Raw genomic sequence first — 20,317 nt, forward strand, 5'->3', positions numbered from 1 at the left:
AACCGCTTCTTAACGTGCGATGGTATTGGTGCGCTTGATCTTGTTCTGCAGTTGCAGGATCCCGTACAGCAGCGCTTCAGCGGTCGGCGGACAGCCCGGCACGTAGACATCGACCGGCACGATGCGGTCGCAACCGCGCACCACCGAGTACGAATAGTGATAGTAGCCGCCGCCGTTGGCGCACGAGCCCATCGAGATGACCCAGCGCGGTTCCGGCATCTGGTCGTAGACCTTGCGCAGGGCGGGAGCCATCTTGTTGCACAGCGTGCCGGCGACGATCATCACGTCGGACTGGCGCGGCGAGGGACGGAACACGACGCCGAAGCGGTCCATGTCGTAGCGGGCCGCGCCCGTGTGCATCATTTCGACGGCGCAGCAAGCCAGGCCGAACGTCATCGGGAACATCGACCCGGTACGCGCCCAGTTGATCAGCTTGTCTGCTGTCGTGGTGATGAAACCTTCGTTTAATACGCCTTCAATTGACATGGCTTATTCCCAATCAAGGGCACCTTTCTTCCAGATATACCAAAAACCGACCACAAACTCGGCGATGAAGACCATCATCGTCACGAAGCCGGCCCAGCCCAGTTCACGCATGGAAACTCCCCATGGGAAGAAGAATGCCGTTTCCAGATCGAACAAAATAAACAGGATTGCCACCAGATAGTAGCGGACGTCGAACTTCATGCGCGCGTCTTCAAACGCTTCAAAGCCGCACTCGTAAGGCGACAGCTTGGCGGAATCGGGCTTATGGGGAGAGAGCAGATATCCCAGTACCTGCGGGACGACACCGACACCGATGCCAACCAGGATGAACAACAGGACGGGGAAGTAATTATCGAGGTTCACTTGATGGAGCCTATCTTGAACGATCGGTTAATGAAACACTGCATGCCGCAGCGCCCTACCGCACGAACCTGGCTTGAACCTTGCCACCAGGACCGAACGACTGATCCTCGCAAAAAAGCCAGCTTAGGCATAAACATGTTCGCTTATGCAACCTTGCTGGCTTTTATATTCTTGGTGCCGACGGCGAGACTCGAACTCGCACAGGCTTTCGCCCACTACCCCCTCAAGATAGCGTGTCTACCAATTTCACCACGTCGGCATTGAGTCCGCTATTCTAACATTGTTACATCACTGTATTCAATGCAAAATTGCGCGAAAACAAGGATAAAACAGAAAAACTTTACTTCTTTTTGATACTGGCCAATACCCGGCCATGCTGCCTGCGCTAATACTCTGTGCGCGGGCAGTATTCTACCAGAACTGGCTTACTTTGGCACCTGATTAGCAGGTACTTCCGGCCCAGTTGCCGCTGGTGCGGCCGGAACCGCTCCGCCGGTCGCTGGCGCGGCAGGCTCTGCGCCACCGGTGACTGGCGCGTTCGGCACTGCCGAAGGAGCGGCAGGTGCGGCGAGCGACGGTGCGGCGGTCGGGATTGCGCCCGGACCGGTCACTGGGGCCGGCGCCGTCACGGCCGCGCGATCCATCACGCCGCCGCCGACCTGGCCCTTGTTTTTCGTGGCAAAGAACGCCAGGCCCAGGGTGGCGCCGAAAAACACCGCGGCGGCCACGCCGGTCGATTTCGACATGAAGTTCGAGGAGCCGGTGGCACCGAACAGACTGCCGGAAGCGCCGGAACCGAAAGCCGCCCCCATATCGGCGCCCTTGCCATGCTGCAGCAAGACCAGACCGATAATCGCCAGAGCGGAAATAACCTGTACAACTACAACCAGATTGAACAACGTGTTCATTGCTTATTCCATTCCAAGTTTAACAACAATAATATTTCAATTGGCTGCATTAAGGATGGCAAGAAAATCTGCCGCCTTCAGCGCTGCCCCGCCGATCAAGCCGCCGTCGATATCTGGCTGAGCCATCAATTCCAGGGCGTTATCGGGCTTCATGCTGCCGCCGTACAAAATCTGCACTGTCTCGGCCGCTACTGCATTCCTGGCCATCAGCTGCGCGCGCAGCTGGGCGTGGACTTCCTGGGCCATGGCCGGCGTGGCCGTCTTGCCGGTGCCGATCGCCCACACAGGTTCGTAGGCAACGACGATCTGCGCCACGCGCTCGCCCACCAGGTCGAGCACGGCGCCGAGCTGGCTCGACACCACGGCGGCGGTCTGGCCGGCTTCGCGCTCGGCCAGCGTTTCGCCGACGCACACGATCGGGGTCATGCCCGCGTCGAGGACGGCGACGGCTTTTTTCGCCACCAGTTCGCTGCTTTCGCCATGGCAGGCACGGCGCTCGGAGTGACCGACGATGACGTACTTGCACGCAAAATCGGCCAGCATGGCTGCCGCGACTTCGCCGGTGAAGGCGCCGCCGGGCTGGGCGGAGACATCCTGGGCGCCCCAGGCAACCGGGCTGGCGCTCAACGCATCCTGGCACTGGGCCAGATAGGGTGCCGGCGCGCACACCGCACAAGAGGCGTTCGAACCATGCGCGCCCGCGACAATGCCCGCCAACAGGCTTGCATTCGCGGCACGGTTGCCGTTCATTTTCCAATTTCCTACGACGAGTTTGCGACGCATAGTAGCCCAGATTTAATTAACCCGCTATTTTAACCCCCGATCCGATGTCGGTCAAACAAAGGCCGGGGGCAGTTGCCAGCCGATCACACCACTTGCAACATGATCTTCCCGATATGGGTGGAACTCTCCATCAGCGCATGGGCCTGGGCAGCCTGTTCCAGGGGGAAGGTCTTGAAAATGACGGGGCGTACCTTGCCCGCTTCAAACAGCGGCCAGACGTGTTCGCGCAGGTTCGCCGCGATCGCGCCCTTGAAGGCGACCGGGCGCGGGCGCAGGGTCGAGCCGGAAATCGTCAGGCGGCGCCGCAGCACCTGGCCGAGGTCGATATTGGCCTTGGCGCCGCCCAGCAGGGCGATCAGGGCGATGCGGCCATCGTCGGCCAGGCAATCGATTTCGCGCGGGAGATAGTCGCCGCCGACCATGTCGAGGATAACGTCGACGCCCTTGTTGCCGGTGAGCGCCTTGACCACGGCGACAAAGTCTTCGGTCTTGTAATCGATGCCGCGTTCGGCGCCGAGCGACTCGGTGGCGCGGCATTTGTCGGCGTTGCCGGCGGTGGCGAACACGCGCAGGCCGAAAGCGGCGGCGAGCTGGATGGCGGTCACGCCGATGCCGGAGGTACCGCCCTGCACCAGCAGGGTTTCGCCGGCGGCCAGTTTGGCGCGGTCGAAAACGTTGCTCCAGACCGTGAAGTAGTTTTCAGGCAGGGACGCCGCTTCCAGCGGGCTCAGGCCGGCGGGCACGGGCAGGCATTGCTGGAGCGGCGCGGCGCAGAATTCGGCGTAGCCGCCGCCCTGGACCAGGGCGCAGACCATGTCGCCTTTTTGGAAGGCGCTGCCGGCCAGGTCGCCGTCGACGATGTCGCCGGCCACTTCGAGGCCCGGCAGGTCGGACGCGCCCGGCGGAACCGGGTAGTGGCCGAGGCGCTGCAGCACGTCGGGACGGTTGATGCCGGCCGCGTGCACGCGGATGAGCACTTCGCCGGGTTTCAGTTCAGGGACGGGACGCTCGCACAGTTGCAGAACATCGGCAGGGCCGGGTTGCTTGATTTCGATGGCACGCATGGGATGGGGGCTCGCTGGAAGCAAAAGGCGATTGTACGGGAAGTGGGGGTGGCCCGTCGTTACCGCCCACCGTCGTTCCCGCCCCCGCTGCGCGACTGCCTCGGCAACGGCGTCCCCGGGCGCCAGGCGCGCGAGAGCGCCTGCGCCTCGTCGATCTGCTCCTGCGTCATGCGCTTGGCAATCGCCGCCCGATGCTCGGTCGCATTCGCATTGCCGCTGGCCGCCGCCAGGTTCCACAACATATAAGCGAGCACCTTATCCTGCGGCATGCCCGCCGCGTGATACCGGTACATCAGCCCCAGCGCATGCTGCGCCTCCGCGTGCCCCTGCTCGGCCGCCTTGCGGAACCACGCGATCGCTTCCTTGTGATCGAGCGGCACCGCATTGCCGGTGTAGTACATCGCCCCCACCACATACTGCGCGTCGGCCTTGCCCTGCTCGGCCGCCTTGCGGTGCCACAGCATGGCTTGCTTGTAGTCGCGCGCCACCCCGCGTCCCATGTAATACATGAGGCCGAGCAAATGCTGGGCCTCCATATGCCCGGCCCGGGCCAGCGGCGCGACTTCTTTCAGCGCACGCACATAATCGCGCGCATTGTAGGCGTTGGCGCCTTCGGTAAAACCGGCCAGCGCGCTGGCGTGCAGGCCGAATGCGACGATCATCGCAACGAGGTGTTTTTTCATGGTTCGCGTATCGCACCAGGACCGGCTTGCCCGTCCTGTTGATCCAGTCGTCGTCCGTCGCATGTGAGAGACATGACGCTTATTTCCAGCTGACTTTGCCGAGGCCATCGACGCTGACGCTGCGGTTGGGCGGCTTGCCGTACACCGTCACCGAACCGAGCCCGCTCAGGCGCAGGTTCGCGCTGTGGCGCGCCATCACCGAGGCATTGCCCAGCCCGTTCAAGTCGAGGGTCACGCTGTCGACCTGGAAGTGCTGCGCGTCGAGGCCGCCGAGCCCGCCCAGATTGGCCTTGAGCCACCTGGCGCTCCCACCGAGGGTCGCATACCCTGCCCCGCGCAGCGTCAGCTCGACCCCCTCGCCAATAACGCCCTGCAGGTTCATGCTGCCCACCCCGCCCAGGCTGGCGCTGACGAGACGGTAAGTACAATTGACCTTCATCGAACCGGCCCCTTCCAGCGACAACTCCAGCTCGTCGCCCGAAAACCCGCTGACATCGGTCCAGCCGATGCTTTCGGACGCTACTTCGCGCAGGCTCGGCAGGGTCAGCTCGGCGCGCACGCTATTGCCGCGCGTGAGCGCGCGCACGCCGCGCGCTTCGCTGCCGATGGTCAGGGTGTCGCCCTCCTGCTCGGTGGTGATCGAGTTCATCAGGCGCTTTTCGCCCGTGATGACCAGGCTGGGCACGGCGCCCTGGCGCAGGCGCAGGTCGATGGCGCCGTCGAGCCTGACCCGCTGCGCCCTGGCGTCGACCACGCGCGTCTCGGTCATCCGGGTCGTACTGTCGTCCGGGGCGGCGCTGGCCGGGCCGGCCGGGGCGAACAGCGTGCACAAGGCTGCCGCCAGCGCTCCGGTGTGGAAAAACTGATTCATTGCGCGTCTCCAGATCTTCTTGTTCATGCCGGTCCGGCCGGCCGGTACATACACTACCAGCAAGCGGACCGGCGTTCCAGCTTATTGTGGCAATTGCGCTTTTTCAGCGGCGCTCAGGCGGCGGGCGCTGACCACCACCACCGGCATGGCAGCCTCGGTGGCAGCGGCAACGCTGGGCGCGCTGCGCTGGAGCGGGGTGCCGGCCGTGGCGAAGGTGGTGGCGCCGATCACGGCGACAACGGCAAGAAAGATGGCTTCCATGTGTTTGGCGATGTTCATGATGCGCTCCTTGTGTGGGGTTCGATGGCGTTGCGGTATGGTGTGACTTTAGCCATGCGCCGCCCGTGCTGCCAGCCGATTGCGACGAACTGCATTTTTCGCCACCTGTTCCAGCAAATAGGCGCGATGGAACGCATTGCGATTGACGCGCCCGCCACGCGGGCCGATACTCGGACCCATGTCCGACACCACAGCCCCATCGGCCGCCGCGCGCGGCACACCTCCATACGACGCGATCGTCGTCGGCAGCGGACCGGGCGGCGCCAGCGTCGCGCGCGAACTGGCCAGCCGCGGCCTGCGCGTGCTGATCCTCGAACAGGGCAGCGCCGCCCCGCTCAGCGGCACGCTGGGCCAGATGGCGCGCATCGCCGCCATCCCCGGCAAGGGCGCCTTTCTCCACCGCGACGGCTCGCTGCTGGTCCAGGGCATCAACACCGGCGGCAGTTCCAGCATCAATTTCGCCACCGCCGCCGATCCGCCCCTGGCCCGCTTCGCCGCGCACGGCATCGATCTGGCGCCGGCCTTGCAGGCTTTGCGCGCCGAGCTGCCGATCGGTCCGCTTCCAGACGAACTGATCGGCCCGATGGCGACGCGCATCATGGAGGGCGCCCGGGCGCTGGGCATGGATTGGCACAAACTCGACAAGATGATCCGCCCGCAGCTGTGCCGCAGCGGCTGCTGGCGCTGCGCCTACGGCTGCCCGTTCGGGGCCAAATGGAGCGCGCGCGACTTCATCGACGAAGCGTGCCGGCATGGCGCCACCCTGGCCGACCAGGCGCGCGCCACGCGCGTACTGCTGGAACACGGCAAGGCGGCGGGAGTGGAGTACGTACGCGGCGGCAAGACGCAGGAAGCGCTGGCGCCGCTGGTGATCCTGGCCGGCGGCGGGGTCGGCAGCCCGCGCCTGCTGCACCAGAGCGGCTTGCGCGCGCCAACCAGCACCCTGTTCAGCGATCCGGTGGTGGCGCTCATGGGCAGCGTGGATGGCCTCGACGGCGGCGCCGAAGTGCCGATGGCGGCCGGGATGCGCCTGGACGAGGCCGGCATTTCGCTGGCCGACATGACCCTGCCCAAACCGATGTACCAGGGCTTTACCGCGCAGGCCGGGCGCTTCGACCGCCTGTTCGCGCATCGGCGCACGCTCTCGATCATGGTCAAGATCGGCGACCAGGCCGGCGGCGCGGTGGGGCCGCGCTGGGTCGACAAGACCTTGCACCCGGCCGACCGTGCCAGGTTCGCGCAGGGCGAAGCCATGGCGCGCGCGATCCTGGCCGCCTGCGGCGCCACCCATGTGTTCAAGAGCCGCCATTTCGCGGCCCATCCGGGCGGCAGCGTGCGCCTCGGCGACGGCGTCGACGGCAATCTGCAAGCCGGCGCGCGCGGCCTGCATGTGTGCGACGCCTCGGTCATTCCGGGGCCATGGGGCTTGCCGCCGACCCTGACCTTGCTGTGCCTGGGCAAATGGCTGGGCCAGCGACTGGCGCGCTGACGCCCCTCCCCAGCGTCAGCAGGCCAGCGCGCCGTTCAGCGCTTCGTGCACCAGGTCGTCGATTTCGCCGGTGATCAGGGTCATGCTGCTGGCGACCACGGAAAACTCCTTGCCGGCCTGGCCGGCGCGCGCGGCGACGATCTGGGCATTGAAGGCGACCATGCGGGCTTGCTTGGCGATGGTCTTGATATCGCCCATCATCACCTGCAGCTGGCGCTTTTGCAGCTGGGCGTGGCGCTTCGATTGTTCTTCATAGACCAGGGTCAGGCCGTTGAGCACGCTCAGCAGGGCGGTGGCTGCGCGCACCAGCTCGTCGAGCAGCGCCGGCGCGCCGCGGCCTTCGCCGACGATGGCGTCGAGGGTCGATTCGGCCAGGGCGATGAAGTCGCGGATCACGCGGTCGCCCTGCAGCACGCCGAAGTAGGCGTCGCGCAGCTGGGCGCAGAACACGCCCGGCAAACCGCCCTTGCCTTCGACCAGGGTGACATGGGCGTCGCGAAACAGCGCCAGCGTGTCGCGCGCGGTGGCGGCCGCGCCCTCGTGGCCCATCGAGGCCAGGACCGCGTACAGGACCACCCGCTGCGACGTGAAGCGGCGCCGGCCCGACAGATTGATCAGTGCGCCGAAAACGTCGCCCGACAGCTTGACGCCGGCAAACCCATCTTCGCGCGGGCGCTCCGCGATGCTCGCATCTTCCAACATGTTGCTCTCCTTCTTCATGCCGGCGGCGACTTCGCCATCCGGACAAGCAAGCACGTGCAGTTTCCGTGCCAGCTCCGGGGGGCAATTTCGGCCGTCCGCCTCACCAAACTGGCGCAATCGAGCACAAGTGGAGCACCAGGACGGCGAGCCGCACACCAGCATGATGCGAGAGCGAAGTATTGACACGCCTCAACAGTGCGCCAGCTTAGGATTTACTTAAAGCTGAGCTTCCTAAATTTCTCGCCTTGTTGTAGGACTAGGACTACAAACACAAATGATATGAACACAAATGGTGCTTTGCAGCAGATATTGAACAAGCTCTTCACTATGAAGATGGGTTTGCAATAGGGTTTCCATATCAATAAAACGTTCTGTGTAGCAAATTGCAACGAGATGTAAAGAACCGGGCTCATCCTTACTGCTGTCACAAGCCGATGTTAGATTGCCCTCTCGCGTTCACATACGCGTTTTAAGCCACAACCCGGCCTTAACAAAAGGCAACTTTAATAGGTGTTATATGATGAAAAAATCTAAAGTTTTCCTGTCGGCCATCGCGCTGGCATCCGCTGCACTCGTGTCGAGCCAGGCATCCGCTGTCGAAATCATCAACACGTCGACCCTGGAACTGGTAGACAACTTCGCTGAAGCCGACGGCTTCTTCACTGGCGGCAACAAAGGCAACACCTTTGTCGACAACTACAACTTCACCCTGACCCAGGCTGGCGAATTCGCCGCTGGCGTTCTGTCGATCACCGGCAACGCTAAAAACGGTCTGGACATCACCGCTTTCAACCTGATCGACAGCAACGGTTCCCTGTTCGGCGGCACCCTGCTGTCGACCGGCGCGACCGACCAATGGTCGCTGTCGACCTCCAGCCTGAGCGCTGGCGCCTACACCATCCAGGTCAAGGGCAGCATCCTGTCGAATGCATCGGGTCGCTACTCGGCCAACATCGCTCTGGCACCAGTACCTGAGCCAGAAACCTACGCCATGATGCTGGCAGGCCTGGGCCTGCTGGGCTTCACCGCTCGCCGCCGCAACAAAAAGGCAGCAGCCGCCGCACTGGCAGCGTAAGCAGTCACGCGCCGTGCATGAAAACCCTCGCGTAGCGCGCCCTGGCGCGTGGCGCGAGGGTTTTTTTTCGCATGCATATGTTTGCTTAAAAACCAACGTACGTTAAGATACTTCGCCGTGCAGCGGGCCCCGCCCCTGCGGCCAACGTCGTTTCCAGGTTTTTATCGTGAGGTCTTTCATGCGCATGCGCCATCTACCCGTTCTCATCGCCGGACTTTCCCTGTCGCTGACCGCCTTCGCGGCCACCAGCGACAAATGGAACATTCCCGTCAACGTCAAAAAGCTCGATAACGGCCTGACCGTGATCGTCTCGCCCGACCATACCTCGCCCACCGTCGGCGTGAGCGTGGTGTACCACGTCGGCATGCGGCTCGAACCGAAAAACCGCACCGGCTTCGCCCACCTGTTCGAACACCTGATGTTCCAGGGCACGCCGAACGCCCCCAAGGGCGTGTTCGACAAGACCATCACGGGCGGCGGCGGACGCAACAACGGTTCGACCCGGCCCGACTTCACCAACTATATTGAAACGGCGCCGGTGTCGTCGATCGACTCGATCCTGTGGCTCGAAGCGGACCGCATGAAGACGCTCGACTTCAATGAAAAAACCCTCAAGAACCAGCAGGACGTGGTCAAGGAAGAAATCCGCGTCAACGTGAAGAACCAGCCTTACGGCGGCTTCATGTGGATCGACATCAACCAGCAGGCGTTCCAGAAGTGGGAAAACAACCATGACGGCTACGGCAGCTTCCAGGACCTGGAAGGCGCCAGCCTGGACGACGTGCGCAATTTCCACCGCGATTACTACGGCCCCAACAATGCAGTCCTGGCGATCTCGGGCGACGTAACGCCGGCCCAGGGCTTCGCGCTGGCGAAGAAGTATTTCGCAGGCATCCCGAAACGCCCTACTCCGCCGACGAGCGACTTCAGCGAGCCTCTCAACACAGCCGAAAAGCGCATCGAGCAGAGCGATGCGCTGGCCCAGGTGCCGGCCATTGCCGCCGGCTGGAAAATGCCGGCGCGCGGCAGCCGCGATCTGGCCCCGATGGCGGTGCTGGGCGAACTGCTGGCCGGCGGCGACGCCTCGGTGCTGTACCAGGGTCTGGTCAAGGGGCGCGAAGTGGCGCTCAACGTCGATTCCCTGTACGGGCTGACCAGCCCGTGGGAATTCGACGGTCCGACCTTGTTTACCGTGTTCGCCCTGTACAAGCCGACCAGCAGCGCCGACGTCATGCTCAAGAGCATCGATGAAGAAATCGCCAAGGTGGTCGCGAGCGGCGCCGATGCCGCCACGCTCGCCCGCGTCAAGACGCGCATGCTGGCCAACTGGTACAACACGCTGGAAAGCTTCATGGACCGCGCCGACACCCTGGCCAAGCTGCAAACCCTGTGGGGCGACGCCAATGTGGTCAACCAGATCCCGGGCTGGATCGATGGCGTGACGTCGGAAGACCTCCAGCGCGTCGCCAAGACCTATCTGACCGCCGCCAACCGCACCGTCATCGACCGCAAGCCGGTGGCCAAGACGGCCGCCGCGCCAGCCGCTGCCGCCCCTGCGCCAGCATCAACCGCCGTGAAGAATTAAGGAGAGCCGCCATGAAAAAACTGATGCTGGCACTGAGCATTTCCCTGCTGTTCGCGCCGGCCGCCTTCGCCGCCGACAGCGCCAAGGCCGCCGCCGATTCCCTGCCCCCGTACGGCAAGGACAGGACCATTCCGGCCCCGAAAATCATCAAGAAGACCCTGGCCAACGGCCTGCAGGTGTGGGTCGTGCCGCGCCAGGGTTTGCCGCGCGTGGACTACGTGCTGGCCGTACGCGGCGCCGGCCTGGCCGCCGACGACAGCAAGCACCCCGGCTTTGCCAACCTGATGGCCGGCCTGCTCAATGAAGGCAGCACCAAACGCGACTCGCGCGCCATCGCCGAAGCGGCCCAGGGCCTGGGCGGCGAAGTCGGCGCCGGTGCCAGCCACGACGGCGTCATCGTCTCGGCCAACGCCCTGACCTCGAACGCCGGCCCGATGCTGCAACTGCTGGCCGAAGTGGCGCGCATGCCGGCCTTCCCGCCGCAGGAAGTCGAACTGGGCAAGGGCAATGCGCTGGAGGGCTTGAAAGTGTCCGAAACCAGCCCGGGCTTTCGCGCCGAGCGCGCCCTGAACAAGGCGATTTTCGGCCCTCACCCGTACGGCAACACCAGCCCGACGGTCGAGTCGATCAAGGGCGTCACGCCGGAATTGTTGCGCGCCGAGCACGCCAAGCGCTTCCGCCCCGACCGTAGCCTGCTGGTGATCACCGGCCGCATCGGCGAAGCCGAGGCGCTCAAGCTGGCCACGGCCGCCTTCGGCGACTGGAAGGCCGAGGGCGCCGCCCTGCCCGACACCCCGGGCGCGAGCCTGGCCGCCAAGCCGGTGCGCATGATCCTGCAGCGCGATGGCAGCGTGCAGTCGACCATGCGCCTGGGCAGCCCGGGCATGGCCGCCAGCGCCACCGATTACGTGCCGCTGCGCCTGACCAGCACCATCCTCGGTGGCGGTTTCAGCAGCCGCGTGAACCTCAACCTGCGCGAGGAAAAGGGTTATACCTACGGCGCCTCGGCCGGCGCGCGCATCTTCCGTAACGGCGGCAGCATCGTCGGCGGGGCCGACGTGCGCAATGAAGTGACCGGCGCCGCGCTCAAGGAATACCTGCACGAGTACAAGCGCATCGGCACCGAGCTGGTACCGGACGCGGAAATGAGCATGAACAAGCGCTACGTGGCCGGCGGCTACCTGATCAGCAACCAGATGCAGCGCGCCGTGGCCGGTACGCTGGCCAACAACTGGCTGGTGGGGCTGCCGTCCGAATTCCTCGGCCAGTATGTGCCGCTGATCCAGAAGGTCACGCCCGAGCAGGTACGCGAAATGGGCAAGAAATATTTTGCTCCAGAGCTACAATCGGTGGTCGTGGTCGGCGATAATGCCGCCGTGGCCGAGCAGTTGAAGCAATACGGGGAGTTCACCGTCCAGGAGAAGTAAGCCGGGAGCAGGCACGGCGTGCCTGTGCTCGATTGACCGGCCCGACAGCCGCCGCTGCGCAAGCACCGGCGGCTTGTTTTTTGCCCGCTTTTCCGAACATTATCCACCGGCTCGGCCGGCTAGCTGCCATGACCATCAAAACTTTTCCCCTGCTCATCCTGCTGGCAGCCTTGACCGGCTGCGTTACCTACGCGCCGCCGCCCGACGGGCCGACTGCTTCCCTGGGGATGTACTTCGACACCGATTCTGCCGGGCGCATGCGTACCGGATTGGCAAACGTGTTTGCCAATCCGGCCTGCGACAGCATGCCGTCGGGCGGACGCATCGGCACCCGCATGGGCATGGACGAGCTTGACGAATTGCCGACCCAGAAAATCGCCGCGGGCAAGGAGTTCACCTTCGACCTGGCGACGATCGAGGTACAGGGCCAGGCCAATGCAGGCTGTTCCGTGACCGCCACATTCCTGCCCGCACCCGGTGCAACGTACGAAGCGCGCTTGTATATCCGCGGCAACTCGGCACGATGCGAGATGGTGATCGTCGACGACCAGAACGTCGCTGTTCCATTCACGACGCCGGCTTTTTCCTGCATGGGCGGCATAAACGGTAAGACCCAAAATGGGGTCGGCTGGTTCGCCTACCCCAAGATTCCCACTCTGATTCTGAACGTCCCGTTTAAATAAGCCGCGTTCAACACCTCGTTTAGGGAAATCCTCCGCGTTGCCCGCACGGCACGCGAGCGCAGCATGCAGGAAGTGCGAAAAAAACCGGCTGCCCGCCTCCACCGCACGGCACGACCGCATAGCGCTGCTGGCGCTGAGTCTTGTCGCGGGACTGTCGAGTCTGTCCACGCGCGCGCTGGCCCAGACCACGGACACCCTGAGCCCCGCCTGCGCCAACTTTCTACCCGGCCGACTTCAAGCTTTCCACCACGCTGGCGCGGCGTTCAAGGAATACCTGGACGAGTACAAGCGTATCGGCACCGAGCTGGTTGCGGACGCGGAAATGAGCATGAACAAGCGCTATGTGGCAGGTGGCTATCTGATCAGCAACCAGATGCAGCGCGCCGTGGCCGGTACGCTGGCCAACAACTGGCTGGTGGGGCTGCCGTCCGAATTCCTTGGCCAGTATGTGCCGCTGATCCAAAAGGTCACGCCCGAGCAGGTGCGCGAAATGGGCAAGAAATATTTTGCTCCAGAGCTGCAATCGGTGGTGGTGGTCGGCGATAACGCCGCTGTGGCCGAGCAGTTGAAGCAATACGGGGAGTTCACCGTCCAGGAGAAATAAGCCAGGGGCAGGCAGGGCCGCCGCCAGGGCGCGCCTGTGCTTCATTGATCGGCCCGACAGCCGCCGCTGGGCACGCACCGGCGGCTTGTGGATTTTATCCGCAAGCCCAGCCCTGCCATCACCGTCAAAACCTGCGCTCTGATCTTCCGGTGGGCATTTTCGCCGGCTGCGTTACTTGCCCAGTTCCCGCTGCGTATGGCCTGAACACGCGCACGACCCATCGCTGGTCGGCAGACTCGCCAACGGCGATCACTACGCCTTGTCGGTCAAAGCAATCCTGGGCAGACCTCCCAACGGGCTACGAGTGGCACGGGTCACGCGCTACGGCAGTCCAGATATCCGTATCCTATTACCGTCGCGGCCATAGCGCTTGCAAGATCAAAGCGAGTCAGTCAATTTCCGGACCCACACATCTAAAAGATTCCCGTCTTTATCGAATAGTAGCTAATATTTACGGTAGAAGAAAGAAAACATATTGGGCTGTTATTTCTATCTCACTGGGTTCCCCATTTACAATCAATGGCTCAAAAAACCAGTTCCTGGCGGCACTCCGCACAGATAACGACAAGAGCTCATGCGGAGACGAGATGACGCGAAAGTCGTCAACATAGCCTTTTTTGTCAATTTTAATAATAAAGACCACGGTACCTTGGATTTCATGGCGTCGCGCAGACGCCGGATACTCTGGCACCTTTCCAGACCTAATTTTCAACCCCAAGTCAACCTTGCTATTTACAAGGCGTTCTATTGCCGCAGCCCCGGAAGAAAAATTTGACTCGGCATTCTGACAAAACCCAACTTGACTGATAAATAATTGAATAATGAAAATTGCTGTAAATTTCGATATTTTATTTCTCAAGAGCAACCTTCTTTAAAGTTAACATAAATGCACGGCAAGTTCAATTCCAAATAAAGGACTGCTGTTGGCTGCGGATTGCTGACCGTCGCAGGTGAAAACGACAAAAACCTAGGTAGACGCTGATCACTATTTTCAGCCCTTTCATTGCCGTAGGCCCACACTCCCACGTCCCGCTGAGTAAGTTCTCCGCCATCGACACGAGCACAACCCCGGCAAGCGGAATTCCTGCAAGGAGTTCGATAAAGATTGCCCGTTGTGAACGCAGGTGAATTCCTTGTTTTATATTTGCTCTTATTATTACTCAAGCGGGACAGAAGCGACGGTTCAGGTACGGCAAGGCGAACATTGCTACGTCATGGTGGAGACCGCCGAACCCGGAATGGCTGCATACGATGGCGAATGCCCCCCCTTGCCTTTACCAGATCATGATTCATATACGCCGCTCATCCTGTAAAACGCGCCGAGAGGGGCTGCTGGGTGGCGTCGAGCACGAACTCGCGCAGGTCCGAAAATGCGGCGCCAAACGCTGGCCGCTTCGAGACGAGCGACATATATCGCTTGAATACCTCGGCGCGACACAGGCCATAGCCGCGCGCCCAGAGAACAGTCTGTCCCACGATGCAATCGGCCGCTGTAAATTTCTGTCCACAGACAAACGGCGCCCGCTCGAGCCGCGCGGCAAGCTGGGGTTCGATTTCCTCGCTGAATTTCTTGCGGTATCTCGCCACCATGCGCGGGTCGCGCTCCGCTTCCGGCAAGACATGCTCGTGGGCGCGAATTTGCCACAGCGTCATGTCCATCCAGGTTGACCCGAAGTGAAGCATTTGCAAGTAGTCGGCGCGCTCCGGCGATGCGTCGGGGGACGGCGCCAGATCGGCATCGGGGAATGCATCGGCAAGAAAAGCGACCATGGCAGCGCTTTCGAGCATGTACTGCACTGTGCCGTCGTCCCACGTAATCTCAAGCACCGGCACAGAATGGTTGGGATTGAGACGCAAGAACTCGGGGGAATACTGAACGGCTCCGTAAAGGTCGACTTTCTCGACATCGAAGGCATCGCCAACGACTTCATGCAACATCCATTTCGTACGTGCACTTCGGCTGGCAGGGTAATGGTACAGTTTCAGGTGTTGAATTGGCATGGTTTTCTCCAGAGAAGGAGCCGGCAGTGTGGCGCCTTGGAGCTGGCCGGTGAAGAAGGATATTTGACATTTTTTATGTCAAAATGGACAAATGAAGATCATCACGGTTCTGGTGTTGGATGGCGTATTTGACAGCAGCCTGTCGATTACGCTCGATACCTTGCATGCAGCCCAGGCCATTCTTGCGGCGCGCGGCGGTGCGCCGCAACTGAAGGTCAGGACCATCGCCGCCAGGACTTTCATTACTACCGGCGCCGGCTTGCGGATGAAGGCTGACCTCCAGTTCAAGACAGCAAAGCAGGCGGTATCGGACTGGATCATCGTTCCAGGCCTTGGTTACCATTCGGATCAGGAACTCAGCGACTGCTTTGCGCGCAGCGATACCATGCGGGCGATGCACTGGCTGGCCGCGGCGGGTACGGGCACGGCAAAGATTGCGGCGTCATGCAGTGCGGCGTTTCTGCTGGCGCAAGCCGGTCTGCTCGACGGGCGCAAGGCGACCACCGCATGGTGGCTGGCCCAGGCATTTCGCGCGCGTTATCCAGCGGTGATACTCGACGAAGCGCGCATCCTGGTGCGCGATGGACCGTGCCTGACCGCGGGCGCGGCCTTGTCGCAGCTCGATCTCATGCTGGCAATCGTGTCCGACGTGGCGGGGAAATCGGTGGCGCATTTGTGTTCGCGTTATTTGCTGATCGATCAGCGCTCTTCGCAGGCGCGCTACATGATGCGCGACCATCTGGAACATGAAGATCGGACGGTGATTGCGGCGGAGCGCTGGATCGATGCGCATCTGGCGCAGCCGATGACGGTCACCGCGCTGTCGTCCGAATTGGCGCTGTCGCCCAAGACGCTGTCGCGGCGTATCAAAGCGGCAACTGGCGTATCGCCGATCAAATTCATTCAACGGCGGCGTTTGTCGCATGCGGCGCATTTGCTGGAAACGACGGCGCTCTCGATCGAAACCGTCGCGGCGCAGGTCGGCTATCAGGACAGTACAGCCTTGCGTAAATTGATCAAACGCGAGTTTGGCGTGACACCGAGTACCTTGCGCTAACCCATGTTTGTCAAAGGGCGTAACCATCTTCAATACAGAACGCGCGCAAAATCCAGGACCGCGCGCCCCGAAAGCAGGCGGTTTTTTTACGCCGGCCACCATGAGTTAAGTTGAACATTTGATATCAAACGGATAAGATTGACAGGTTTTCCTCTTTAAAATCAAGGTATTAAAAATTCTGATACCAGGAGCGAAAACCTCACGTTTTTTTCATGTCAATCTTCCTGAGGAACCAATGACCAACCTATCCCTCCCCGCAGTGCGACCGCGCAGCTTGCTGGCGCTGAGCCTTGTTGCCGGGCTGTCGAGCCTGTCCACGGGTACGCTGGCCCAGAGCACGGATACCCTGAGCCCCGCCTGCGCCAGCTTCTACCCGGCCGACTTCAAGCTGTCCAGCACGCGCACGACCGACGCCATCCCCACCACAGCCCGTCCGGCCAAGGGCGTGGCCACCAGGGAAGGCGCGTATAACACCTGCCTGGTGCGCGCCACCAACCACACGGCCGAAGGCGTGAACGGCTTCTCGCGCAACGACTACGCGCGCCGCCAGGCCTTCAACGCCGACAGCTCGCAATACCTGACCCAATCGCTGGACGGCTTCTGGCAAACCTACAACGCCAGGACCTTCGGTTTCAACAAGCGCTTGCCGGGCCTGGGCGGCGACGCCGAGCCGCAATGGCACCCGACCAATCCCGACAAGCTGTATTACCTGCCGACCAACGGCGTCGGCATGCGCCTGAACGAACTGACCGTCTCGACCGGCGCCACGCGCGTGGTGGGCGATTTTGCCGCGCGCCTGAAAGCGCGCTGGCCCGGCGCCAACGCGGCCTGGACCAAGTCGGAAGGCTCGCCGTCGAAGGATGGCCGCTACTGGTGCTTCATGGTTGATGATGCGAACTGGAAAAGCCTGGGCGTCTTCACCTGGGACCGCGACACCAATTCCATTCTCGGCACCTACAATACCAACGGCGAGCGTCCCGACCATGTCAGCATGAGCCCGAGCGGCAACTACTGCGTGATTTCCGGCGACGGCGCGAGCGGCACCCTGGTTGCCAACCGCGACTTCAGCAACCGCCGCAAAATTCATCCGAAATCGGAGCACTCGGACCTGGCGATCGATGCCAACGGCGACGATGTCTATGTTTCCGTCGATTACCAGAGCAATGCGGGCGATGTGTTCATGGTCAACCTGCGCACCGGCGTGCGCACCAACCTGTTCCCGACCTATCTCAACGGCTCGGCCACCGCCCTGCACGTCTCGGGCAAGGCCTTCAATAAACCGGGCTGGGCACTGGTATCGACCTACGGCGACAGCGGCACGCGCCAGTGGCTGCACCGCAAGATGTTCCTGGTTCAGCTCGCAGCCAATCCGGTCACGTACAACCTCGGCTTTTCGCGCGTGAGCAGCAATGGCTACTGGAGCGAGCCGCACGCCTCGGTCAACCGCGACCTGACCAAGGTCCTGTTCAACTCGAACTGGGGCACCAGCAGCGACACCGACGTCGACGCCTACATGATCGACATCCCGGCCAGCGCCGTGAAGACGATTCTGGGCACCGGCACGCCGACCACGCCGCCGCCGGCCACCCCGGCGCTGGCCATCACGCTCGGCGCTGTCACCCACAGCGGCTACGACGCCAGCTATGCGTTCACCACCAACCAGCCGGCCAAATGCCGCGCATCGTGGACTGCCGGCAATTCATACGGTGCACTGTACGACAATATCGTCACCAGCGCCGATGGCCTCAAGCACAGCAAGGCACTGACGCTCGGCTCGACCGCGGCGCAAACCGTGTATGCCGTCTGCAAGTCGGACAGCCAGGGTACCGAGAAGGAACAGGCCATCCTGCTCAGGTAAGCGTTTTTTGGGATGCGCATGTAACCGGTTACATGCATCGTTGGCGGCGCTGCGGGGCCGGATTCAGGCGTAGACGTCGATGATATTGCTGGAGGGCGTGGCCGATAGCGCGCTCGCAGTGGCCGTCGCCGGCGTGGCGGCGGCACCACTTTCCTGGGCGATGCGCTGCTGCACCTGGGTGATGCGCGCAGCGATAGCCTGAATATCGGATTTGCCTTGCGCCGTGTCGGCGCTGGCGCAATTGACGCAGTCGGACAACTGCTGCTGATAACGCTGCAATTGCGCTTGCAGGGTCACGGGCGACGGTTTGCCGGCGCCATAGGCATACGCGGCGCTGCTGGTACTGCTGGCGATGGCTTGCGGCATACGAGCTCCTCCTGAAAACGCCCGGCGCTACGGCCGGGCATCACGATTACTTCTTCATCTCGTCCTTGGCCATGGCATCTTTTTTCATCTCATCCCTGGCCATTGCATCTTTCTTCATTCCCTCCTTCTTCATGCCATCCTTGGCCATGTGGTCCTTCTGCATGGCATCTTTCTTCATGCCATCCTTGGCCATGTGGTCCTTCTGCATGGCCGGCTTGTGCATGGCGTCCTTGCCCATGCCATCCTTGGCCATCTCGTCCTTCTTCATGGCGTCCTGGGCGTACGCGGAACCGGACAGCATCAGGCAAGCGGCGATCAGGGCGGTGGTCATGTTTTTCATGGTATTTCCTTCAAAGTAAGTTCAACAGGATAAGTACTGCTTGCGGGCGGTCCGGGACAGCGATCGGTGACCGGTCAACTGCCGCCGAACCAGTTATACCCCTGGTTTTCCCAGTAGCCGCCAGGGTAGGTATTGGTGACGAAAATGGCTTGGACATGCTTGGGATTCTTGTAGCCGAGCTTGGTCGGCATGCGCAGCTTCATCGGAAAGCCGTAGCGCGGCGGCAAGGGCTGGTCGTCGTAGGTCAGCGCCATCAGGGTTTGCGGATGCAGCGCCGTGGCCATGTCGATGCTCGTAAAATAGTCGTCGGCGCATTGGAAGCCCACGTATTTGGCGCTCAGGTCGGCGCCCACATGGCGCAGGAAGTGGCCGAACGACACCCCGCCCCATTTGCCGATCGCACTCCAGCCTTCCACGCAGATATGGCGCGTGATCTGGTCCTGCTGCGGCAGCGCGCGCAGCCGGGCCAGGGTCCACGGCTTGCGCTCGGCCACCATGCCGCTCAGCTCAAGGCGCCAGGCCTCGCCATCGATCGTGCGGATCTCGTCTTCGCCGTAAAACGCATTGAACGGAAACGGCCGCGTGATCATGCTGGCCGGATAGGTGGGCGCCAGCCGCTTCGGATCGAACAACAAGCCCTGCACGCGGTCGTTGAAGCGCGAGATGCCGGTCAGCGCCTGCTCGATGCTGTCCTGGTCGCTGGTGGAGCAACCGGTCAGCAGGCTCAGGCCGCCCAGGGTCAGGCTGCGCTGCAGGAAGGCCCGGCGCGATGGCTGGGCGATGCGTTTGACGGCGTCGGCCAGCATGGCGGCGCCCTCGGGGGCAATGACGATATCGCGTGGTGTGAACAGTTTCATGATGAGGTTTCCTGAACCTTGATTGTTAGCGGCCGCGCAGCATGGCCAGCAGCGTGCGCGGCACCAGGGCCACCATTGCCACATGCACGGCGATGAAAGCGCACAGGCCCGCCATCGCAAAAAAATGCACCAGGCGCGCGCCTTCGTAGCCCCCCATCAGCACGCGCAGCAGGGGAAACTGCACCGACTTCCACAGCACCAGCCCGGACACCACCAGCACGATGCTGTCGAGCACGACGAACAGGTATGCCAGGCGCTGCACGCTGTTGTAGCGGCGCGGATCGGCATGGACCAGCTTGCCTTTGAGCGCGGCGCCCATGTCGAGCAGCAACTGGCGCGGCGACATCGGAAAGAACTGGCGCCGCAGCCGTCCGGACACCAGGTTGAGCAGCAAATACAGGATGCCATTGGCCAGCAGCAACCACATCGCGGCGAAGTGCCACTGCAGCGCGCCGCCCAGCCAGCCGCCCAGGGTGATGCCCGAGGGAATCGCAAACCCGAGAAAACCGGTCGCGTTGTAGATGCGCCAGCCGCTGGCCACCAGCAACACCACGGCGAGCGCATTGAGCCAGTGCGTCAGCCGCAGCCAGAGCGGGTGGATGGTGCGCGCATCGCGGCTCATCGCGCGCCCCCGGCGGCGGCCGTTTTGACTTGGCGGCAATAAGCGGCATATGATGCCGGCGCGGCGCCGGACGCGGTCGACACGGTGAACGTGGAAAAATGTTTCATGAGCCTGGCCTGTTTATGAATGACACTGACAGGTAGTTCGCAGCACGCCCGCGATTGGTTACAGTCCGGAAAAAATTTTCACAAAATAATTTAAATCGATCAAACGC

Annotated in this window: 23 protein-coding genes and 1 tRNA gene; 8 read left to right on the forward strand and 16 right to left on the reverse strand. The window is 62.4% G+C overall.

The genetic code is table 11. The features are described from left to right. Positions 1-9: 9 nt before the first annotated feature. The 9 genes from RBA41_RS13295 to RBA41_RS13335 all read right to left on the reverse strand — a co-directional run bounded on the left by RBA41_RS13295 (position 10) and on the right by RBA41_RS13335 (position 5,437). A complete protein-coding gene (locus RBA41_RS13295) occupies positions 10-486 on the reverse strand; it encodes a NuoB/complex I 20 kDa subunit family protein (protein WP_054263649.1) in 477 nt (158 codons plus the stop codon). A gap of 3 nt (positions 487-489) precedes the next feature. Further along, the gene (locus RBA41_RS13300) at positions 490-849 is read right to left on the reverse strand and encodes an NADH-quinone oxidoreductase subunit A (RefSeq protein ID WP_306624421.1); all 360 of its coding nucleotides are present in this window, start codon (positions 847-849) and stop codon (positions 490-492) included. Between the two features lie 172 nt (positions 850-1,021). After that, a tRNA-Leu gene (locus RBA41_RS13305) sits at positions 1,022-1,108 on the reverse strand. A gap of 166 nt (positions 1,109-1,274) precedes the next feature. Beyond that, on the reverse strand, positions 1,275-1,757 hold the full coding sequence (gene secG, locus RBA41_RS13310; RefSeq protein WP_306624422.1) for a preprotein translocase subunit SecG: 483 nt from the start codon (positions 1,755-1,757) through the stop codon (positions 1,275-1,277). 36 nt (positions 1,758-1,793) lie between these two features. After that, positions 1,794-2,540, reverse strand: coding sequence for a triose-phosphate isomerase (gene tpiA, locus RBA41_RS13315; protein WP_306624423.1), 747 nt, complete (start codon positions 2,538-2,540; stop codon positions 1,794-1,796). Between the two features lie 83 nt (positions 2,541-2,623). Continuing rightward, a complete protein-coding gene (locus tag RBA41_RS13320) occupies positions 2,624-3,604 on the reverse strand; it encodes an NAD(P)H-quinone oxidoreductase (protein ID WP_306624424.1) in 981 nt (326 codons plus the stop codon). A gap of 59 nt (positions 3,605-3,663) precedes the next feature. Beyond that, positions 3,664-4,287, reverse strand: a complete 624-nt coding sequence (locus RBA41_RS13325) for a tetratricopeptide repeat protein (protein WP_306624426.1) — start codon at positions 4,285-4,287, stop codon at positions 3,664-3,666. 79 nt (positions 4,288-4,366) lie between these two features. After that, the gene (locus RBA41_RS13330; RefSeq protein WP_306624427.1) at positions 4,367-5,158 is read right to left on the reverse strand and encodes a GIN domain-containing protein; all 792 of its coding nucleotides are present in this window, start codon (positions 5,156-5,158) and stop codon (positions 4,367-4,369) included. A gap of 81 nt (positions 5,159-5,239) precedes the next feature. Beyond that, entirely contained in the window at positions 5,240-5,437 is a 198-nt protein-coding gene (locus RBA41_RS13335) for a hypothetical protein (RefSeq protein ID WP_306624428.1), read from the reverse strand. A 178-nt stretch (positions 5,438-5,615) separates the two neighbouring features. On the opposite strand from RBA41_RS13335, the gene RBA41_RS13340 reads away from it, so the two are divergent. Then, the gene (locus RBA41_RS13340; protein WP_306624430.1) at positions 5,616-6,926 is read left to right on the forward strand and encodes an FAD-dependent oxidoreductase; all 1,311 of its coding nucleotides are present in this window, start codon (positions 5,616-5,618) and stop codon (positions 6,924-6,926) included. A gap of 15 nt (positions 6,927-6,941) precedes the next feature. Here RBA41_RS13340 and RBA41_RS13345 read toward each other — a convergent pair whose 3' ends face one another. Beyond that, positions 6,942-7,628 (reverse strand): methyl-accepting chemotaxis protein, encoded by a 687-nt coding sequence (locus RBA41_RS13345; RefSeq protein WP_306624652.1) that lies wholly within the window; start codon positions 7,626-7,628, stop codon positions 6,942-6,944. 520 nt (positions 7,629-8,148) lie between these two features. On the opposite strand from RBA41_RS13345, the gene RBA41_RS13350 reads away from it, so the two are divergent. The 5 genes from RBA41_RS13350 (at position 8,149) to RBA41_RS13370 (ending at position 13,002) form a co-directional block, all read left to right on the forward strand. Then, on the forward strand, positions 8,149-8,703 hold the full coding sequence (locus tag RBA41_RS13350) for an FxDxF family PEP-CTERM protein (protein ID WP_306624432.1): 555 nt from the start codon (positions 8,149-8,151) through the stop codon (positions 8,701-8,703). A gap of 166 nt (positions 8,704-8,869) precedes the next feature. After that, the gene (locus RBA41_RS13355) at positions 8,870-10,288 is read left to right on the forward strand and encodes a M16 family metallopeptidase (protein ID WP_306624434.1); all 1,419 of its coding nucleotides are present in this window, start codon (positions 8,870-8,872) and stop codon (positions 10,286-10,288) included. Between the two features lie 11 nt (positions 10,289-10,299). Further along, a complete protein-coding gene (locus RBA41_RS13360) occupies positions 10,300-11,715 on the forward strand; it encodes a M16 family metallopeptidase (protein WP_306624435.1) in 1,416 nt (471 codons plus the stop codon). 32 nt (positions 11,716-11,747) lie between these two features. Beyond that, positions 11,748-12,398, forward strand: a complete 651-nt coding sequence (locus RBA41_RS13365) for a hypothetical protein (RefSeq protein WP_306624436.1) — start codon at positions 11,748-11,750, stop codon at positions 12,396-12,398. A gap of 37 nt (positions 12,399-12,435) precedes the next feature. Continuing rightward, positions 12,436-13,002, forward strand: coding sequence for a peptidase M16 family protein (locus tag RBA41_RS13370; RefSeq protein WP_306624437.1), 567 nt, complete (start codon positions 12,436-12,438; stop codon positions 13,000-13,002). Between the two features lie 451 nt (positions 13,003-13,453). On the opposite strand, the gene RBA41_RS13375 is transcribed toward RBA41_RS13370, so the two are convergent. After that, positions 13,454-13,861 (reverse strand): energy transducer TonB, encoded by a 408-nt coding sequence (locus RBA41_RS13375; protein WP_306624438.1) that lies wholly within the window; start codon positions 13,859-13,861, stop codon positions 13,454-13,456. Between the two features lie 443 nt (positions 13,862-14,304). After that, positions 14,305-15,003, reverse strand: coding sequence for a glutathione S-transferase family protein (locus tag RBA41_RS13380; RefSeq protein ID WP_306624440.1), 699 nt, complete (start codon positions 15,001-15,003; stop codon positions 14,305-14,307). 91 nt (positions 15,004-15,094) lie between these two features. Between RBA41_RS13380 and RBA41_RS13385 the strand changes: the two genes are divergently transcribed. Both RBA41_RS13385 and RBA41_RS13390 read left to right on the forward strand, forming a co-directional pair. Beyond that, positions 15,095-16,060 carry a GlxA family transcriptional regulator gene (locus tag RBA41_RS13385; protein ID WP_306624442.1) on the forward strand — a complete coding sequence of 322 codons (966 nt, stop codon included), beginning with the start codon at positions 15,095-15,097 and terminating at the stop codon, positions 16,058-16,060. Between the two features lie 235 nt (positions 16,061-16,295). After that, positions 16,296-17,918: a hypothetical protein gene (locus RBA41_RS13390; protein ID WP_306624443.1), complete on the forward strand. Its 1,623-nt coding sequence runs from the start codon at positions 16,296-16,298 to the stop codon at positions 17,916-17,918. 63 nt (positions 17,919-17,981) lie between these two features. Here RBA41_RS13390 and RBA41_RS13395 read toward each other — a convergent pair whose 3' ends face one another. The 4 genes from RBA41_RS13395 to RBA41_RS13410 all read right to left on the reverse strand — a co-directional run bounded on the left by RBA41_RS13395 (position 17,982) and on the right by RBA41_RS13410 (position 20,103). Further along, complete coding sequence (locus RBA41_RS13395; RefSeq protein ID WP_306624445.1) at positions 17,982-18,284, reverse strand: hypothetical protein; 303 nt, start codon at positions 18,282-18,284, stop codon at positions 17,982-17,984. A gap of 46 nt (positions 18,285-18,330) precedes the next feature. Further along, positions 18,331-18,624 (reverse strand): pentapeptide MXKDX repeat protein, encoded by a 294-nt coding sequence (locus tag RBA41_RS13400; RefSeq protein WP_306624446.1) that lies wholly within the window; start codon positions 18,622-18,624, stop codon positions 18,331-18,333. A gap of 74 nt (positions 18,625-18,698) precedes the next feature. Continuing rightward, complete coding sequence (locus RBA41_RS13405; RefSeq protein WP_374709550.1) at positions 18,699-19,430, reverse strand: molybdopterin-dependent oxidoreductase; 732 nt, start codon at positions 19,428-19,430, stop codon at positions 18,699-18,701. Between the two features lie 76 nt (positions 19,431-19,506). Continuing rightward, complete coding sequence (locus RBA41_RS13410; RefSeq protein WP_306624448.1) at positions 19,507-20,103, reverse strand: cytochrome b/b6 domain-containing protein; 597 nt, start codon at positions 20,101-20,103, stop codon at positions 19,507-19,509. Between the last annotated feature and the right edge of the window lie 214 nt (positions 20,104-20,317).

This window comes from Massilia scottii, from assembly GCF_030846495.1.
GTDB classification, from domain to species: domain Bacteria; phylum Pseudomonadota; class Gammaproteobacteria; order Burkholderiales; family Burkholderiaceae_D; genus Telluria_A; species Telluria_A violaceinigra.

Bases quoted from the DNA above. Each gene is read 5' to 3' on its own strand.
- RBA41_RS13360 (WP_306624435.1), top strand. From the start codon at position 10,300: ATGAAAAAACTGATGCTGGCACTGAGCATTTCCCTGCTGTTCGCGCCG.
- RBA41_RS13350 (WP_306624432.1), top strand. From the start codon at position 8,149: ATGAAAAAATCTAAAGTTTTCCTGTCGGCCATCGCGCTGGCATCCGCT.
- RBA41_RS13390 (WP_306624443.1), top strand. From the start codon at position 16,296: ATGACCAACCTATCCCTCCCCGCAGTGCGACCGCGCAGCTTGCTGGCG.
- RBA41_RS13295 (WP_054263649.1), bottom strand. From the start codon at position 486: ATGTCAATTGAAGGCGTATTAAACGAAGGTTTCATCACCACGACAGCA.
- RBA41_RS13345 (WP_306624652.1), bottom strand. From the start codon at position 7,628: ATGTTGGAAGATGCGAGCATCGCGGAGCGCCCGCGCGAAGATGGGTTT.
- RBA41_RS13340 (WP_306624430.1), top strand. From the start codon at position 5,616: ATGTCCGACACCACAGCCCCATCGGCCGCCGCGCGCGGCACACCTCCA.
- secG (WP_306624422.1), bottom strand. From the start codon at position 1,757: ATGAACACGTTGTTCAATCTGGTTGTAGTTGTACAGGTTATTTCCGCT.
- RBA41_RS13385 (WP_306624442.1), top strand. From the start codon at position 15,095: ATGAAGATCATCACGGTTCTGGTGTTGGATGGCGTATTTGACAGCAGC.
- RBA41_RS13400 (WP_306624446.1), bottom strand. From the start codon at position 18,624: ATGAAAAACATGACCACCGCCCTGATCGCCGCTTGCCTGATGCTGTCC.
- RBA41_RS13320 (WP_306624424.1), bottom strand. From the start codon at position 3,604: ATGCGTGCCATCGAAATCAAGCAACCCGGCCCTGCCGATGTTCTGCAA.
- tpiA (WP_306624423.1), bottom strand. From the start codon at position 2,540: ATGCGTCGCAAACTCGTCGTAGGAAATTGGAAAATGAACGGCAACCGT.
- RBA41_RS13405 (WP_374709550.1), bottom strand. From the start codon at position 19,430: ATGCTGGCCGACGCCGTCAAACGCATCGCCCAGCCATCGCGCCGGGCC.
- RBA41_RS13410 (WP_306624448.1), bottom strand. From the start codon at position 20,103: ATGAGCCGCGATGCGCGCACCATCCACCCGCTCTGGCTGCGGCTGACG.
- RBA41_RS13395 (WP_306624445.1), bottom strand. From the start codon at position 18,284: ATGCCGCAAGCCATCGCCAGCAGTACCAGCAGCGCCGCGTATGCCTAT.
- RBA41_RS13335 (WP_306624428.1), bottom strand. From the start codon at position 5,437: ATGAACATCGCCAAACACATGGAAGCCATCTTTCTTGCCGTTGTCGCC.
- RBA41_RS13330 (WP_306624427.1), bottom strand. From the start codon at position 5,158: ATGAATCAGTTTTTCCACACCGGAGCGCTGGCGGCAGCCTTGTGCACG.
- RBA41_RS13380 (WP_306624440.1), bottom strand. From the start codon at position 15,003: ATGCCAATTCAACACCTGAAACTGTACCATTACCCTGCCAGCCGAAGT.
- RBA41_RS13325 (WP_306624426.1), bottom strand. From the start codon at position 4,287: ATGAAAAAACACCTCGTTGCGATGATCGTCGCATTCGGCCTGCACGCC.